Annotated in this window: 16 protein-coding genes; 7 read left to right on the forward strand and 9 right to left on the reverse strand. The window is 69.6% G+C overall.

The window, feature by feature from the left end; all coding sequences use genetic code 11:
• Positions 1–44: 44 nt before the first annotated feature.
• On the reverse strand, positions 45–761 hold the full coding sequence (locus tag AA23TX_RS32015) for a sigma-70 family RNA polymerase sigma factor (RefSeq protein WP_230862800.1): 717 nt from the start codon (positions 759–761) through the stop codon (positions 45–47).
• Positions 762–1,478: 717 nt separating this feature from the next.
• Between AA23TX_RS32015 and AA23TX_RS32020 the strand changes: the two genes are divergently transcribed.
• The 6 genes from AA23TX_RS32020 to AA23TX_RS32045 all read left to right on the forward strand — a co-directional run bounded on the left by AA23TX_RS32020 (position 1,479) and on the right by AA23TX_RS32045 (position 7,295).
• Complete coding sequence (locus tag AA23TX_RS32020) at positions 1,479–2,243, forward strand: hypothetical protein (protein WP_155546477.1); 765 nt, start codon at positions 1,479–1,481, stop codon at positions 2,241–2,243.
• Positions 2,244–2,272: 29 nt separating this feature from the next.
• The gene (locus AA23TX_RS32025; RefSeq protein WP_230862801.1) at positions 2,273–3,325 is read left to right on the forward strand and encodes a TRM11 family SAM-dependent methyltransferase; all 1,053 of its coding nucleotides are present in this window, start codon (positions 2,273–2,275) and stop codon (positions 3,323–3,325) included.
• Positions 3,326–3,347: 22 nt separating this feature from the next.
• Positions 3,348–3,761: a hypothetical protein gene (locus tag AA23TX_RS32030; RefSeq protein WP_155546479.1), complete on the forward strand. Its 414-nt coding sequence runs from the start codon at positions 3,348–3,350 to the stop codon at positions 3,759–3,761.
• A gap of 82 nt (positions 3,762–3,843) precedes the next feature.
• Entirely contained in the window at positions 3,844–4,569 is a 726-nt protein-coding gene (locus AA23TX_RS32035) for a DUF1889 family protein (RefSeq protein ID WP_155546480.1), read from the forward strand.
• A gap of 58 nt (positions 4,570–4,627) precedes the next feature.
• On the forward strand, positions 4,628–5,776 hold the full coding sequence (locus AA23TX_RS32040) for an immunoglobulin domain-containing protein (protein WP_230862802.1): 1,149 nt from the start codon (positions 4,628–4,630) through the stop codon (positions 5,774–5,776).
• A gap of 202 nt (positions 5,777–5,978) precedes the next feature.
• Complete coding sequence (locus AA23TX_RS32045) at positions 5,979–7,295, forward strand: tetratricopeptide repeat protein (protein ID WP_155546481.1); 1,317 nt, start codon at positions 5,979–5,981, stop codon at positions 7,293–7,295.
• 76 nt (positions 7,296–7,371) lie between these two features.
• Here AA23TX_RS32045 and AA23TX_RS32050 read toward each other — a convergent pair whose 3' ends face one another.
• The 4 genes from AA23TX_RS32050 to AA23TX_RS32065 form a co-directional block, all read right to left on the reverse strand.
• Complete coding sequence (locus AA23TX_RS32050; protein WP_230862803.1) at positions 7,372–7,722, reverse strand: aldehyde dehydrogenase family protein; 351 nt, start codon at positions 7,720–7,722, stop codon at positions 7,372–7,374.
• 568 nt (positions 7,723–8,290) lie between these two features.
• Positions 8,291–8,698 (reverse strand): (R)-mandelonitrile lyase, encoded by a 408-nt coding sequence (locus AA23TX_RS32055; RefSeq protein WP_155546482.1) that lies wholly within the window; start codon positions 8,696–8,698, stop codon positions 8,291–8,293.
• An 18-nt stretch (positions 8,699–8,716) separates the two neighbouring features.
• A complete protein-coding gene (locus AA23TX_RS32060; protein ID WP_155546483.1) occupies positions 8,717–9,046 on the reverse strand; it encodes a carboxymuconolactone decarboxylase family protein in 330 nt (109 codons plus the stop codon).
• Between the two features lie 15 nt (positions 9,047–9,061).
• On the reverse strand, positions 9,062–10,429 hold the full coding sequence (locus tag AA23TX_RS32065; protein ID WP_155546484.1) for an MFS transporter: 1,368 nt from the start codon (positions 10,427–10,429) through the stop codon (positions 9,062–9,064).
• Positions 10,430–10,530: 101 nt separating this feature from the next.
• On the opposite strand from AA23TX_RS32065, the gene AA23TX_RS32070 reads away from it, so the two are divergent.
• Positions 10,531–11,430, forward strand: a complete 900-nt coding sequence (locus AA23TX_RS32070) for an MmyB family transcriptional regulator (RefSeq protein WP_155546485.1) — start codon at positions 10,531–10,533, stop codon at positions 11,428–11,430.
• Here AA23TX_RS32070 and AA23TX_RS32075 read toward each other — a convergent pair.
• The 4 genes from AA23TX_RS32075 to AA23TX_RS32090 all read right to left on the reverse strand — a co-directional run bounded on the left by AA23TX_RS32075 (position 11,408) and on the right by AA23TX_RS32090 (position 16,561).
• Entirely contained in the window at positions 11,408–13,603 is a 2,196-nt protein-coding gene (locus AA23TX_RS32075; protein WP_155546486.1) for a xanthine dehydrogenase family protein molybdopterin-binding subunit, read from the reverse strand. The genes AA23TX_RS32070 and AA23TX_RS32075 overlap by 23 nt on opposite strands.
• The gene (locus tag AA23TX_RS32080) at positions 13,600–14,580 is read right to left on the reverse strand and encodes an FAD binding domain-containing protein (protein WP_155546487.1); all 981 of its coding nucleotides are present in this window, start codon (positions 14,578–14,580) and stop codon (positions 13,600–13,602) included. Before AA23TX_RS32080 ends, AA23TX_RS32075 begins: the two co-directional genes overlap by 4 nt.
• A 5-nt stretch (positions 14,581–14,585) precedes the next feature.
• Positions 14,586–15,215 carry a (2Fe-2S)-binding protein gene (locus tag AA23TX_RS32085; protein ID WP_155546488.1) on the reverse strand — a complete coding sequence of 210 codons (630 nt, stop codon included), beginning with the start codon at positions 15,213–15,215 and terminating at the stop codon, positions 14,586–14,588.
• Between the two features lie 110 nt (positions 15,216–15,325).
• Positions 15,326–16,561 carry an MFS transporter gene (locus AA23TX_RS32090; RefSeq protein WP_196425614.1) on the reverse strand — a complete coding sequence of 412 codons (1,236 nt, stop codon included), beginning with the start codon at positions 16,559–16,561 and terminating at the stop codon, positions 15,326–15,328.
• Between the last annotated feature and the right edge of the window lie 56 nt (positions 16,562–16,617).

A 16,617-nucleotide genomic window follows, 5' to 3' on the forward strand; every position in this document is an offset into this window, starting at 1 on the left:
CGGTGGGCGGCGAGTAAGGGTGCGGTGGCTGGGGCGGTGCGAGATCAGTCGCATGAGGACGCCTCCTGAACGGCGCCCGGTTCCGAAGTGGACCGGGATGGGCGAGGGCGCGCGGGCAGTCGCGTCCCGCGGTCACCAACTCCGGATTTCGGCGAGCGGGGAGACACCGGCCGCCGCGTCGTCTCTGGCTCACCGGCGACATTCCGCCGCGGCGCGCGACGCACTCCCGGTCGTGACACGGCGCTGTTCTCGTCGAGGGCGTTGAGGTGGGCGGCGAGCTTGCGCTCGGCGCGGTGCCGGGCCTGCTGGGCCGCCTTGTACGTCTGGCCGCGGGCGTGTGCGGCGTCGGCCAGCGACAGCTCGCCGAACCTCGTGTCGCCGATCAACGCCGCGTCCGCGACGGTGAGCACGCCGGCCTTGACAGCAGCGAGCAGGACGAAGTCCGGGTGTCCGCCGAGGTGTTCCGGTCCGGGTGCGCGAGCGCCGAGGTCGGCGACCGGGGACGCGGCGTCGAGTGCCTCGCGCAACGTGCGGTGGCCGGCGCGGTAGGCGGCCCAGCGCAGCCGGACGAGGATGGCGGGCCGGGTGAGTTCGACGTCGGTGAGGGCTTCGAGGAAGCCGGTCAGCACTGCGGCGTGGATGTCGTGGACCTCGCCGCGGAAACGGTTGGTCAGCTTCGCCGCGACCGGCAGCAGCACCGGCAGGGCCAGTCCGACGCACGCGACCGTCCACGTCCCGCCCTCGGCGCGGGATCGCGTCACCAGCGCGGTCCATGCCGCGTCCCGCGTCTGCTGTGGACATCCCTTTGCGACGGTCAGGGCGCCGACCTCATCCAGCGGCACTGGCCGCGGCGGAAGGCCGCGCACTTGGCGGCCGTCTAGGGCGACCGGGTGCGGTCCGGTGACCAACCAGGCGAACGCAGTGCGAGCGCTGTCGAAGACGCCAGGCTCGCCATGCAGGCTGCGGGGGCGCGTCTGCGACGGTCGGGATACGGGCTTGTCCGGTGACGAGCGCTGGTTCATGACGGCCTCCTGAGTGAGCGGAAGGTGACGTCGTCAGGAAGCCGGGCTAGGCGCCTCAAAATCGGCTCAAGACCAGGTCAGAGCCGTGTCAAAGCCGTTTCAAGATCGTTTCGGGGAATCGAAGGCGGTGCCCGATCGGGCTCCGGAGCTGCGGTGAAGCGCCGGCTACGAGCGGCTTACGACGCTGGGCGAAGTCGGATCCGGCGCGGCGGTGTCTCTTGCCGACCTCGTTTCCGGAGTTAGCCGGCGACAGCGCAGAAGCCGCCGACGTTCACAGTCGGTGGCCCGCCTCCGGAGGTTCCACCCGTGACCCGACGCACCAGCCGACCGTCCAACCGTGACGACTCGCCCCGTCCACGTCGCTCTCGTTCCGCCAACGGCATCCCGTACCCGGGTGCACCCGACCCCGCAGACTCGCGCGAGCGGTCACGCCCCGACGCGAAAACGACCAAGCACGTGAACCGCACTCGCACCCTGGCGCCGATTCCACCGACCGTGTGGACGGCAGGCCCCAACCCGATCGACCCAGCGGTCACCTGGCCCGCGCCGATCATCGAGGCGATAACGACCAGCTTCTCCCGACCCGGAGATTGCGTCGTGCTCGCGCCATGGCCGGCGCACGCAGCCGAAACCCGGGGCCTCGCCGGCGACGGTGCGCTGACAGGTGCACGCGACGCCGTCCGTGCGCTGGGTCGCAATGCAATAGTCGAGGAGCTCGCGCCGACGAGCTCGTCGGTGGCAGGCACTGCGGAGGTAGCGGAGGATCGGGCCGAGTCCGGCGACGGTGCTCGGTTGGGAGCCATGGCTGCGGATCGGGCCAACTTGGTCATCGCGTCGATGCCGCCGGAGCGCGGTACCGATGGCTCGGCCGAGGTACTGGCACTCGCCGCCGCTCGCGCGCTCGCCTTCGGCGGTGTCCTCGCCGTCTACACCCACAGCGACTGGTCAACCGGCCGGTTGATCCACCCCTCCGGCCCGATGATCGTCGCCGCGCAAAACGCCGACCTGCTCTACCTCCAGCACATCGTCACCGTGCTCACCCCGATCCACGGCGGCCGCCTGCAGCCGATGCCCGAGCCTCTACGGCAGGTCTCCAACGAAGCGGCCCTCAGCGCACAGCTGGTCGGCTCGGCGACAACGGGACACGCACGCGTGCACGGCGACGTGCTCGTCTTCGCACAAGCCCACACCGCAATTGCGCACCCCGAAGACCTCCGATGACCAGCCGACCAAAGGACAGGTGCACCGCCATGACCACCACCACGCCGTCGCCGGCCGACGAGCCGACGATGCCGCTGTCCCGCGTCTTGATCGACGCCCTCGACAACACCCCGGTCACCAGCGCGTCGACGGGAGGAGACGAGCTGCCGGTGTCGGTGTGGGCGACCGCGCAGACGTCGCCGGCCGCGCAGCGCAAGGGCCGGTACGTGCCGGAGTCGACCGCGCACCCGGCCAAGATGTTGCCCGCCGTCGCCGCGCACGCGATCGAGCGGTACACGAAGCCTGGGGAGGTGGTGCTGGACCCGATGTGCGGGATCGGCACCACGTTGGTCGAGGCGATCGACCTCGGCCGCCGTGCGGTCGGCGTTGAGTACGAGCCCCACTGGGCCGACATCGCCGGTGCGAACCTGCGCTTCGCCCGCGAGCGCGGCCACGACCACGACCACGACGGCCAGGTCGTCCGCGGCGACGCCCGACAACTCAATGCGCTGTTGCCGGAGCAGTACGTCGGCCAGGTCGCTCTGGTCGTCACCTCGCCGCCGTACGGCCCGTCGGTGCACGGCTTGGTCAACACGGACCGGGAGGCCGGAGTCGACAAGGTCAGCAAGCGGCATTACCGCTACGGCAGCGCGCTCGACCGCGGCAATCTTGCCAACGTCGGCCACCATCGGCTCCTGGCCGGCTTCACCCGCATCCTCACCGCCTGCGCGCGTGTCCTGCGCCCGGGCGGCCACGTGGCGATCACGGTGCGCCCGTGGCGCGAGCACGCCGAGCTGATCGATCTACCGTCTCAAGTCGCGGCCTGCGGAGCCGCGGCCGGGCTGATTCCGGTCGAGCGATGCGTGGCCCTACTCGCTCGAGTCGCCGACGAAGGGCTGGTTGTGCGCGGGAGCTTCTTCCAACGCGACTTCATCCGCAAGCAGCGTGAGAGCGGGCTCCCATTGCACCTGATCGCTCACGAGGACGTCGTCGTCTTCAAGGCAGCCGGTGGCCGTGCTCGAGAGGATGCGATCCGCCGGGCCGGGCACATCAGCGTCCACCACGAGTACGGCGCGATCGGGCCCGGCCACTGGGCGGCCTGAAACCGCTGGAAACAGGCAGCACGTGCCGCGCGACTTCACCTGTATGAGCGACACCCCGCTGTGGTTGCAGATCTCGGTTCCGGCTTTCACCCTCGTGGGCGGGTTCGTGCTCGGACGCGTCACGAAGGTCCTTGATCGGAGGCAGGAGCGACGTGATGTGCAGGCAAGTCGGCGGCCGAAGTTCGAACTCACCCACTTGACCGGTTCCGGATATCGCCTGCAGAACGTCGGCGATGCCGCGGCGACCGACATCCGGGTGGATTCCGGCAAGTACCCCCGAGAGCGCCTCATGCGCTTGCCTGACGACCCGTTCGACCTGGCCCAGGATCAACCGGTCGATTTCATCATGTCGACGGGTATCAATTTGCCCAAGCCTGCGGCCCTGCTGGTCCGATGCGCGGAATTACCCGAAGGAGTGCACGTGGCGGTGCCCTAGATGGCGAGGACGGCGCGTGGCCGCCCGAGTTTGTCGGGGCCTGTCCGTACCATCGTGGGGAAAGCGAGAGCAAGGACTGAACATGTCCGATCGCATTGTGGACTATCCGATAGCGGTTGCCAGCTACGACGACGAAGGACTGGACGCGGCCATCGACTGGTGCTGCGAGCACATGGAGGATGACGACACTATCTCCGTGTGGACCCACTTGAAATCCAACCTGGGGAACTGCCGCCGACTCGAGCAGTTCGTCGCTCGCTACCGGAATGTCGAGCACGTGACCGGACGCGGTGGCGGTTATCTTCGCAGTGGCGGTCCGGTCCTGATGGCCTGGCCGGATATGCCCGACATCGGACAGTTGATCCAGGAGGGCGGCTCCCGTGTCCGAGCCCTGTGCGTCCTCACCTGGAACGAGGACGCGATCAGACCTTGGGTGTCGGCAGTTCGGCCGACCCTGCTCGGCGACGACTCGCCGTGGGCCGAGCTGACGCCTGGGCTTGATGGCGTCGTGGTTGAGGCACTGACGAGTCTCACCCGTTCGGTGAACCACAACAACACCATCTCGGCGGGTTTCGAAAAAGATCACGTCGTGAGCACGCTTCTCGCCCTGCGTGACGCCGGGATCGACATGGACGCCGAAGCCGTCGAGGGGTGGGCCCTGGCGAACGGCTGGTCCGGCAAGAACCCGCAACGGCTCGGCCAGTACGTGCGCGACATCAACGCCGGGAAACGTCCCCGTTGTCGCCCAGTTCTTCGAGCTGACTACGTCGACTACCTTCGGCGGCGCGCCGCCGGGCAGGAAGACTGACGGAGTCATGACTGTCTACGGCGGCTGGCGCAGGACGGACGCATCGCGGCAAGGAGCCATGGAGACGCAGGCCGGATTCCTGGATCGGATCGCGGGATCTTACTGGGACCAAGTGCGCGAGGTCATCAACGTCTGGTGCTCCCACCTGCCCCTGGAACATCAAAAGGGTATCCGCAGCCGCCTCATGGATCGCAATGTCGATGCGAATGTCCATTCGGCGCTGTGGGAGCTGTACGTGCACGAGTCGTTGCTGGGCTCCGGGTGTTCGGTGGAGATCGAGCCGACCATGGGCACCCGGGCGAGGAAGCCGGACTTCCTGGTTTCCCGTGATGGCGAGCAGTTCGTCGTTGAAGCCATCTGGACGGCCGAACGGATCGATGACGCTCGGCACGGTCGGCTGGCGGCTCAGCTGCGGGACGCGGTCGAGAAGAATGTCGAAAGTGCGGATTTCGTTCTGTCCATGATGATCAACACGGTGGGTCGCACTCTGCCGCCGCAGAAGGGGTTGAAGGCGGAACTGTCGCAGTGGCTGTCTGGTCTGGCCCCGGGGCAAGTTGCTGCGCGAGAGGCGCGTCAACGCTCTCCGAGGTACACCTGGCGTGAGGCTGGCTGGTCGATAACGTTCAGTGCCATACCGCGCCGTCGTGGCTCGCGGAGCGGACGGATCATCGCTATCTACCCGGGCGTAAGCATGTTCCGAATCGATGGTTCGCCAGTGCTCGGCGCGGTGGAGAAAAAGGGCGCGAGGTATGGGGAACTCGGGCTTCCTTACATCGTCGCTGTAGGTGTCGCGGGCGCATTTGTCGAAGATCAAGACATTCAAGCGTCCCTGTACGGCAGCACGATCGATCGCGCCGACGCCGGAGCCGGACCGACGCTGACATTGGCGGCGGACGGCTACTGGAAGCCGGGTCGGGATGACGAGCACTCGTTGGTGAGCGGAGTGCTCACCGTCGACAATCCGGCGCCCGGGACCTGGACGAAGAAGAGTCCTACCTTGTGGTTGAGCCCTCGCGCAGGCTCGTTCCCCGCACCGGTCCTGCCGACGTGGTCGACGGCGCGACTCGTGGGAAACCAGGTCGACCATCGACCGGCGGCAGCGGCGCCGCACACAGCGTTGGGACTCGCCCAGGATTGGCCAGTCGGAGATCCGTTCCCTCGTGCACCTGCGGCTGTCGACGACACAGCAGATGGAACCGGCCACTGATCGCTGCCTGCAGGTGGACGCGGAGCTCCCGTAGCTGCGAGAGGGCAACAGGTTATTCGGTGGTTGTATAACGCCCTATTCGGTCCGCTACAGACATCCGGCGCAGCGCACGCCACGTCAGCATGGAATCGACTGGCCGGTGTGGCACTTGTCCAGGATGCTTGCTCGGTGTCGCGCCTGCGGCGCTGCAGGGTGGGCTCAGGTGACTGCCCAGATCGAAAGGTCCACAGTGAACGAACCCTCTGCCGATGCCGCACTTCGCGCGGAGTCCGGCCAGACGCCCGATGAGGTCGAGTTGTTCCTGCAACTCGGGTCCGTCCGCGATTTTGCCGTTGGGTGCCGTGAGCTGATCCAGGTTGCCGATGAGATCGCCGCGCGCTCCGATACCCGTTCACCGAGGGAAGTGGCCGACGACGCAGCACGGCAGGCCGGCACCCCCTCGGACGTCCGAAGCCGGGTGGAGGAAATCTTCGCCGAGGCCGACCTAGAGGCGAGCGCGCACGTCGCGGCCGCGTTCGATGGTGAAGGCGTTGCTGTTGATGAAATGACGGCTGATCCGTTCGCAATGATCGCCCGGCGCCTCCAGCCCGACGCGATTGTCGAGCAAATCGCTACTCGGCTGCGTACGGAGTTCGCTGGGCAGCCTGGAGCTGAGTTGTACGTCGCGGCGTACGTCGCCGCAACCCTTCGCCGTCCGCGCAAACCGCTCCTGCTGCGAGCGCTGCTTGCGGCGATCTGCGGTCAAGTCGAGGTCTGCGTCCTCCGGATAATGCGGCGCGAACTGATGAGCCAGGGTAGCTATTCCGGCATCAGCGATCCACAACTGGAGACCGATGTTCGGAAGCTGATGGGGGGCGGCCTCCAGACGTGGCGTTCCAATCTCAACAGCCTTCTGGGCGTCGACGTCACGGCCGGAAGTGCGGACTGGCCGGGTGTGGTCGAGCTGTTCGAGCGTCGTCATCTGCTGGTTCACCGGGAAGGACTGGTCGATCACCGCTACCGGACGCGGGTGTCCGATGCGCCGCCGGCTGGGAGCTCGCTGGAGCCCACGTCGGTGTACATGCATCAGGTCATTGACCTGTGCGAGACCGTTACCGTCGGGCTGATCGGGCAGCTTCTTGCTCGTCGGCGTCCGGAGTTGACTGACCAGCTGGTCGGGATCGCAGCGGCTTGGGCCGAAGAGGCTGTTGCCGAGGGTGCGTGGCTTCGGGCGGAGGGCTACCACCTGCTTGCGGGAGTGCTGACGGCCGATCAGGTCGAGGGTGAGCGCCGTCGGGTGGATAGTTGGCTCGATCGACAGGAGCGGTTGGGTGTGGACGCGATCCGCGACGAGGTCGCCGCCTGGGACACCGAGCCGCTGCCTCCTGAATTCGAGCTGGCTCGCTTGGTCCTGCTTGGTGAGAACGAAGCGGGTCTGCGCCTGCTGGCACAGCTTCGTGCCGAGGGGCTCGTCGGCGATCAGGACGTCGACGCGTGGCGGCTCTTCAGCCGGTGGCGTAAGCAAGGTGTAGTTCCATGACCGCGTCCAGGAACGCATCGGGTGGCCGGAGCCGACTCGGGGGTACGCCTGCTCCGGCCACTCTGAGGTCTCCAGGTCAGAACGGGAACGGGTGCGCTGCCTCCCGGTAGGTGACCCGCTGCCACTGGGTGAACTCGTCCCAGCTGCTCTGCGAGCCGAACCGAGCGCCATTGCCGGACGCCCCCGTGCCGCCGAAGGGGGCGTACGCGTCGTTGTTGAGCGTCTGGTCGTTGACGTGCACGATGCCCGTCCGCAGACGCTGGGCGAGGTCGCGGCCCCGCTCCAGCGAGCCCGTCTGCACCGCTGCGACCAGGCCGTACTCGGTGGCGTTCGCGACCTCGACCGCTTCGTCGGCGTCGCGGACTACCACGACGGGTGCGACCGGGCCGAAGATCTCCTCGCGGAATGCGGGCATCTCGGTGGTCACCCCGGCCAGCGCAGAGCGATCGCGAACGCTCGTGAAGTTGATACGCGCGAATGGAGCGTCTTCGCATAGCGGGTCGAGGTATCTAGAGTAGTCGCCGGCACCGGGCGCTTTGTGTCCCGCCACGGGGAGCTGGCCTGGTCCTGACCCCGCTGGCCGGACCGGCGGCGGGCAATACCGCGGAAGCCCCGAGCCTGGCCGTTCGCGGGAAACGTTGTCAGCCTTCGCTGCCGGGAAGCATGTTTCGGGGAGCGGTGGCCGGGCCGCCGGGTCCACTGTGCACGCCGGCGGCGGGCTTGGATGGTGGTCATGAGTCGGGTGTTTGTGCTGGGCGGCGGCTGGCCCGGATCACGGAAAAGGAGGCGTTTCCGCCTTCGGCGACGAGTTGCGGTTGCCGGTGTTGGCGAAGGACGAGATCAGAGAAGCGCTCGCCACTGCCGTCCGGTAGTCGTCCGCTGTGGAGGAGTCTCGTCGGCTGGGCCGGGCAGCGGGTCTCGTTCTTGGCGTTCGCGGGCGCTGGCGCGACCACGCACTAACCCGGCTGACTCGCGCCGGAGAAGGCTATCGCTCGTCAGGCGTCGTGCGCGGTGCGGTATTGGTCGTCGGTGACGGGTTCGAGCCACGTGGTGCCGTCGCCGCCTTCTTCCGGGCCTTCGAGCATGGCGAGGTGGCTCATGCAGTTCGTGTTCGTGCCGCCGTGCCAGTGCTCCTCGCCGGGCGGGGTCCAGACGGTGTCGCCGGCGCGCATACGGATCACCTGACCGTCGCGGTTGACGACCAGGCCGGCGCCTTCGGTGACGTGGAGGGTCTGCCCGACGGCGTGGGAGTGCCAGTTCGTGCGGGCGCCGGGGGTGAATCGGACGAGGGACGCGACCAAGCGCGACGGCGGCTCGGGTGTCTTGATCATGGTGAGGTAGACGTCGCCGGTGAACCGTTCGGCCGGGGTCTTGACGGTCTCGTTGACGGGGATGAAGTCCACGGTGTTCTCCTTGGGGGGTCAGCTGCGGAAGACCTTCTTGGCGACCGCCATGGCCGCCATGGCCTGCGGCCAGCCAGCGTAGAAGGCCAGGTGGGTGATCGCTTCGATCAGCTCGGTCTCGGTGTTGCCGTTCTCCTTGGCCAGGCCGAGGTGGAAGACGAGTTGCTCGGTGTTGCCGTTGGTGGCCAGCGCGGCGACCGTGACGAGGCTGCGTTCCTTCGGTGTCAGTTCGGTGCGCTTCCACACTTCGCCGAAGAGCACGTCGTCGGTGAAGTGCACCAGCGCCGGGGCGAAGTCGCCGAAGAGTTTCTGCGCGCCGGACGGCTCGGGCTGGGAATTATCGGTCATAACGATCCTTTCTTTCTAGTGGGAAGTGCGGAGTCCCGCGAACGCGGCGAAGGCCGCTGCCGCCGCGACGGCCGCGGCGAGCAGGAGGCTGACCCGCATCCCGGCGGCCAGACCCGACGGGGCGTTCAAGAGGGCGCCGAACACGGCGACGGCCAGCGCGCCGCCGAGCTGGCGGCTGGTGTTGAGCACGCCGCTGGCCGTGCCGGCGCGCGCCGCATCGACGGCGCCGAGGAGCACCGCGATGACCGGCGGGATCACGGTCGGGCCGGCGAGCCCGACGAGCACCATGACCGCGGCAATCACCCAGGTGGGTGTCGTCGCGAGCAGGAGGGCGACGACGGCGAGACCGGCCGTCATCAGCGCCAGCCCGGTCACGACCACCGGCCGGGTCCCGGTCCGTTCGGTCACGCGCGGTACGAGCGGGGTCAGCACGAGCCCGGCGAGCATCATCGGGAGGAACACCACGCCGGTCCGCACGGCCGACAGCCCCTGGTTCTGCAGGAGCAGGCTCAGCACGAACGGCATCCCGTAGTAGCCGACCATGAACGCGAACCCGATCACGACCACCGTGACCACGATCCGAGATCGAAACAGCTCCAGCGGCAGCATCGGAGCCGCGACTCGCCGTTCGACCAGCACGAACACGACCATGCTCGCGACGGCGACGACGAAGGCGGCCACGACGTGGGGAGCGGTCAAGCCGGCCCGACCGGCCTCGATGGCGCCGTAGACCGACGCGGCCATGGCGAGGACCCCGGTGATCTGGCCGGGCCGGTCGAAGGGCACCCGGTGGTGTGCCGAAGGCGCCACTCGAGCGAGCAGAGCCAGCGCCACGGCTCCGGCGGGCAGGTTGATCAGGAAGATCCACCGCCAGCTCGCGAGCGTCAGCACGCCGCCCAGCACCGGCCCGGCCGACGAGGCGACCGCGCCGCCCATCGCCCACACGGCGACCGCCCGCGCCCGGCGCACCCGATCCGGGAACGCCTGGCCGATCAGAGCCATCGACGACGGCATCACCACGGCCGCCGCGGCACCTTGCAGGAGCCGGCAGACCACGAGCGTGGGCAGGGTCGGAGCGACGCCGCAGGCCAACGAGGAGAGCACGAACACGGCCACGCCGAGGCCGAACGCCCGCTTCGCGCCGATCCGGTCGGCCAGCGATCCGGCCGAGAGCAGGAACGCGGCGAACATCAGCGTGTAGCCGTCGATCACCCACTGCAGTCCAGTGATGCCCCCGCCCAGGTCGGCCCGTACGGCCGGCAGGGCGACGTTCACGACGACGCCGTCCAAGGTGACGACGAAGAAGCCCAGCAGGGCTGCCGCCACCGTGGCGGTGGCACCGCCGGTCACCGGCTGGACCGTGGTCGTCTCGGAAGGGGTCACCCCACGAGCAAACGCCGGCGCGCACGCGGGCGGGAGGTCGTGTCTTTCCGGGTTCCAGCAGAACCCCCCTCAATGATTTGCGCCGTCGTACCGTGGAAGGCGTGAACGCCAAGAGCACCGAGGTCCGCGACTTCCTGGTCACCCGGCGGGCCAAGATCACTCCGGACCGGGCCGGCCTGCAGCACTACGGCGGCAACCGCCGGGTGCCGGGCCTGCGCCGCGAAGAGGTCGCCATGCTCGCGGGTGTCTCCGCCGACTACTACACCCGCGTCGAAAAGGGCAATCTCGCCGGCGTCTCCGACAGCGTCCTCGACGCCATCGCCGGAGCTCTCCAGCTCGACGAGGCCGAACGCGTGTACCTGTTCGACCTCGCCCGCGCCGCCAACGCCGCCGGTCGCCCGCGCACCGCCGCAGCCCAGCGCCGCCGGTCGCCGCAGCGGGTGCGGCCGGTGGTGCAGCAGATCCTCGACAGCATGACGACGACGGCCGCCTTCGTCCGCAACGGCCGCCTGGACATCTTGGCGACCAACATGCTGGGCCGCGCGCTGTATTCGCCGGTGTTCGACAGTTCCACCCGTACCAGTTCGGTGTCGCTGCCCAACCTCGCCCGGTTCGGCTTCCTGGACCCGGCTGCCCGCGACTACTTCCCCGACTACGACAAGTCTTGCCACACGTCAGTCGCGATCCTGCGCACCGAGGCCGGTCGTGATCCGCACAACCGGGATCTGTCGGACCTCATCGGGGAGCTCAGTACCCGCAGTGAAGACTTCCGCACCCGCTGGGCCGCCCACGACGTCCGGCTGCACCGGACGGGCACAAAGTGCTTCTGCCACCCGGTGGTCGGCGAGCTGACCCTCGCCTTCGAAGCCATGGACCTGACCGCGGACAGCGGGCTCACCCTCACGGCGTACACAGTACCTCCCGACACGCCCTCCACCGAACGGCTCCAGCTGCTGGCCAGCTGGGTCGCCACCACCCTCACAGCAGGGCGTCCGCGGTGATGGGGAAGTCGCGGATCCGCCGTCCGGTGGCGTGGAAGACCGCGTTGGCGATGGCCGGGGCCACGCCCACCAGCACCAGCTCGGCCAACCCCTTGACGCCGAGCGGGTCGGCTTCGCGGTCTTCGCCGTCGAGGTAGATGGCGCGGAGATCGTGGACGTCGGCGTTGACCGGGACGAGGTAGTCGGCGAGGTTGGCGTTGACGATGCGGCCGTCGCGCGGGTCGGTGACGGTGTGCTCGAGCAGGGCGGCGCCGATGCCGCCGACCATGCCGCCGAGGGCCTGGCTGTCGGCGAGCTTGGGGTTGACGATCCGGCCCGCGTCGTAGACGCCGAGCATGCGCCGGATGCGAACCAGGCCGAGGCGGGCGTCGACGGCGACTTCGGCGAACACCGCGCCGTAGCCGTACATCGAGAACCGGTTCTGCTCCGAGGGCGCCCAGGACCCGATCACCTCGAGGTGATCGCGGCCGTTGCGGGCCAGCACCTGGCGGTAGGTCTCGCCGCGCGTCGGGTCGTTCTTCGCCTGCATCCGTCCTTTCCGGACGATGACGTCGTCGGGATTGACGCCGTGCAGGGGAGAGCGCGGGTCGTTGACGGCCAGGGTGATCGCCTGGCGGCGGACCTTGTCGCAGCCGTCCTGGACGGCGGAACCGACGCTGGCCATGGTCATGGAGCCGCCGTGGGGCGGGGTCGGCGGCATGAGCGAGTCGCCGAGCCGGAACTCGACGGTGTCCATGGTCAGGCCGAGTGCGTCGGCGGCGACCTGGGGCATGGAGGTGTAGGTGCCGGGGCCCATGTCGCTGGTCGCGGCCTGGACCAGCGCGGTGCCGTCGGCGTTGAGCCGGACGTGGGCCTGCGCGGGGGCGCGGGCGGTGTCGTAGACCGCGGCGGCCATGCCGGTGCCGATCAGCCAGTCACCGTCCTTGGTGGACGCCGGCTTCGGGTTGCGCCGTTGCCAGCCGAATTCCCGGGCGCCGACGTCGTAGCATTCGCGTAGCCGGCGGGTGGAGAACGGCTGCCCGGTGGATTCGTCGGCCGCGGGTTCGTTGCGCTTGCGCAACTCGATGGGGTCGATGCCGAGCTGGTGCGCGAGTTCGTCCATCGCGGATTCGATGACGAGGGCGGCGGAGGCGTAGCCCGGTCCGCGCATCCAGATCGGGGTGTTCACGTCCAGCGGCACGGTGGCGTACGCCTGGCGGACGTTCGGCATGCTGTAGAGCATCTGGCCCGGCGCCAGCATCGCCTCGGTGAACGTCTCGTAGCTGGACGTCTCGCCGCGGATGTCGTGCGTCATCGCGGTGAGCCGCCCGGTGCGGTCGCTGCCGGCCCGGAGCCGGTAGGAGTAGGCGGGCCGGAACCCGGTGCCGAAGTACAGCTGCCGGCGGGCGAGGACGAGCTTGACCGGACGGCCGGTCTCGCGGGCGGCGAGCGCGGCGATGGTGCTGTGCGGCCAGGCCCGCAGGCCGCTGCCGAACGCGCCGCCGACGAAGGGGGAGATCACCCGGACCGAGGTCTGCGGGATGCCGAACACGGCCGCGAGTTCTTGTTGCGTGCCACCGACCACCCACTGGGTCTTGTCCCACACCGTCAGCTGGTTGCCGTCCCAGCGGGCGATGGTGGCGTGCGGTTCCATCGGATTGTGGTGGTTGCGGGCGGTTCGGTAGGTCAGGTCCAGCCGGACCGGTGCGGTGTTCAGCGCGCTGTCGGCGTCGCCGCGCGCGTAGGTCGCCGGCTCGTCGGCCGGGGCGGTGGCCAGGTCGGTGACGGGCTGCTCGGCGGCGTAGGACACCTTCACCAGGCGCGCGCCCTGCTGGGCGGATTCGTGGGTGGTGGCGACCACGGCGGCGACCGGCTGGCCGAAGAACCGCACGCGGTCGTCCTGGAAGACGCGCAACCGCGAGTTCGGCGCCGGGTTGTTCGACCCCGGATTGTCCACATAGGGCAGTCGAGGAGCGTTGAGGTAGCTGATCACCCGCAGGACACCAGGGTGGGCACGGGTAGCGCGGTCGTCGATGCCCGTGACGCGGCCGCGCCCGACGCTGCTGTCGACCACGGCCGCGTACAGGACGCCGTCGGTCGGGTGGTCGGCGGCGTAGAGCGCGCGCCCGGTCACCTTGAGCCGTCCGTCCACTCGGGACTGCGGAGTGCCGACGGCGATGCGGGGTTGGGTCATCGGGTGCCTCCCACGACGCGCAGCTGGCGTTCGACCGTGCGCTTGAGCAACTCGACCTTGAATCCGTTGTGTGCCAGTGGCCGGGCGCCGTCCGCGGCTCGCTGTGCGGCCTCGGCCCACAGCGCGTCCGACGGTCGTTTGCCGAGCAGGTGCCGCTCGACGGCGGGCAGTTTCCACGGGACGGTGCCGACACCGCCGGCGGCGACCTTCGCCGCGCGGATCACGCCGCCCTGGATCTGGAGGGCGACCGCGGCCGAGGTCAGGGCGAACTCGTAGCTCTGCCGGTCGCGCACCTTGAGGTAGCCGGACCGGGACAGGCGTGGGAGGGCCGGGAGCTCCACGGCGGTGATCAGTTCGCCCGGCCGCAGGGCCTGTTCCCGGTCCGGGGTGCTGCCCGGCGGCAGGTGGAAGTCGGCAAAGGGGATGGTGCGTTCGCCGACCGGGCCTTGCAGGTGCACGATCGCCTCGAGGGCGGCGAACGCGACCGCGGCGTCCGACGGGTGCGTGGCGACGCATGCCGGGGAGCCGCCGAGGATGGCGTGACCGCGGTTGTAGCCGTCGAGGGCGGCGCAGCCCGAACCCGGTTCGCGTTTGTTGCAGTTCGCGGTCACGTCACGGAAGTAGGCGCAGCGGGTGCGCTGCATGATGTTCCCGCCGATGGTGGCCATGTTGCGCAGCTGGGCGGACGCGCTCAGCTCCAGGGCCTCCGAGACGACCGGAAAAGCGGATCGCACGCGCGGGTCGGCGGCGGCGTCGGCCATCCGCACCAGCGCGCCGATCCGCAGGCCGCCGCCCGGCGTGGGGGAGATGCCGGTGAGCGGCAGCCTGGTGATGTCGACGAGCGCACCCGGGCGCTCCACGGTCTCGCGCATCAGGTCGACCAGCGTCGTGCCGCCGGCGATGTACCGTCCGCCCCGCTGCCCGGCGGCGATGGCGGCCCGGACGTCGGGCACTTTGGTGTAGGAGAAGGACTCCATCGGTGTCAGCCCTTCGCTTGCTGGATGGCTTTGACGATCTTCACGTAACAGCCGCAGCGGCAGATGTTCCCGCTCATCCACTCCCGGATCTCTTCCGGCGATCCGGTGTGTCCCTCCTTGAGGCAGCCAACGCCGGACATGATCTGCCCGGGCGTGCAGTACCCGCACTGGAACGCGTCCTGGTCGACGAACGCCTGCTGCAACGGGTGCAGTGGCCTGTTGTCGCCGGGTGACAGACCTTCGATGGTGGTGACCCGCGCGCCGTCCAGCCGCACCGCCAGCGTCAGGCAGCCGTTGACCCGCCGGTCGTCGACGAGGACCGTGCAGGCGCCACACGCGCCCGCGTCGCAGCCCTTCTTCGTGCCGGTCAAGCCGAAGTGCTCGCGCAGCAGGTCCAGCAGCGAGGTCCGGTTGTCCACGGTGACGGTGTACCGGGTTCCGTTGACGGTCAAGGAAACTTGGCTGCTCGACGCGCCCGCGCCCGCGGCGGCCGCGGGCGCGGCGCCCAGTAACGCCGGTCCGGCCACGGCGACGGCGCCACCGACCGCCGACGCCGCGATGAACGTCCGCCGGGAGTGGGCCGTGGGCGACTCCGCCTCGGTGCCACCGGCCGGCAAGGGAGATTCGGGGGACATGGCGTCGACCCAACCAGGTGCCCGCGAGGTGGAGGAGTCTCTGACAAGAGGTGTACGGGCAGTGCCTGGTAAAGCGGGCGAATTGCCGGTATCTTGCCCGGCCGGCTCGGTCAACACGGTACGGCGACCTCCTCCTTCTTGTGCTTCTCGTGCTTCTCGTGGTCGAGGGCCGCCGGTTTCGTGGCGCGCGATCGGGCCGCGAGGACGGTGAGGGGCAACAGGGTGAGGGCGGCGATGACCGCTCCGACCAGGGACGGTCCGGTCACCCCGAGCGAGTCCAGCGCCGAGCCCGCGATGGCTGTCCCGGCCGCGATGCCGGTGTTGAAGGCCGACGTGCTCAACGCGGACGTCAGGGTCGGCGCGTCGCCGGCGTAGCGGACGGCGAGCGCGGTGACGACCGGGTTGACGCTGAATCCGGTCAGGGCCATCAGGAAGACGAGGACGACGGCCGCGACAGGGCTCGTGGACAGCGGGATCATCAGGAACAGCACGACGGCGGTGGCCGCGGCCGCGGTGATGGTGGTCGTCAGCGGCCGCCGGTCGCCCAGCCGGCCGGCGGCCGCCGTGCCGCCGAGGGCACCGGCGCCGAAGGCGATGAGGGCGAGCGGGACGACGCCGGCCGGGATGCCGGCGCGGCCGGTCAGCAGCGGGGTGAGGTAGGTGTAGGCGGCCAGGACACCGCCCATGATCAGCATCGCGGCGGCCAGCGCCAGCCACAGCCGGCCCTGGCGCAGAGCCCGGATCTCGGCTCGGACGGACACCTGGGCGTGCTGCTCGCGAGCGGGGATGAACCGCCCGATGACGGCCGCGGCGAGCGCGGAAAGCACGGCCAGGGCCCAGAACGGGCCGCGCCAGCCGGTGAGCTGGCCGGCCAGGGAGCCGAGCGGCACGCCGATGACGTTGGCCAGGGTCAGGCCGCCCATCATGACGCCGATGGCCCGCGTCGAGTCCCGCGGACCGGCCGCGGCGGTGGCGACGACGAAGCCGACGGACCAGAACGCGCCGGTGGCCAGGGCGGTGACGACGCGGGCGGCGAGGACGATCACGAGGGAGCCGCTGAGCGCGGCGACGACGTGCCCGAGGCTGAACACGGCCAGCGCCAGGACGAGGGTCCGGCGCTGCGGCAGCCGCAGGGTGGCCAGGGCCATGGTGGGCGAGCCGACGATCATGCCCAGTGCGAAGGCGGTGATCAGCAGGCCGGCCTGCGAGACGCTGACGTCGAGGTCCGCGGCCAGCTCGGGCAGCAGACCGGCGACGACGAACTCGGTGGTTCCCATCAGGAACGTCCCGGCGGCGAGCACCCAGACGACGGCAGGAAGGCGGCCGGGAGTGGTCCCGGTGTGCATGGAAGATCTCTCCTCACGGGGGAATGGAGGCCGGACCGGGCCGGCCGCACCGCCGT

This window comes from Amycolatopsis camponoti, assembly GCF_902497555.1.
Taxonomy (GTDB): Bacteria; Actinomycetota; Actinomycetes; order Mycobacteriales; family Pseudonocardiaceae; genus Amycolatopsis; species Amycolatopsis camponoti.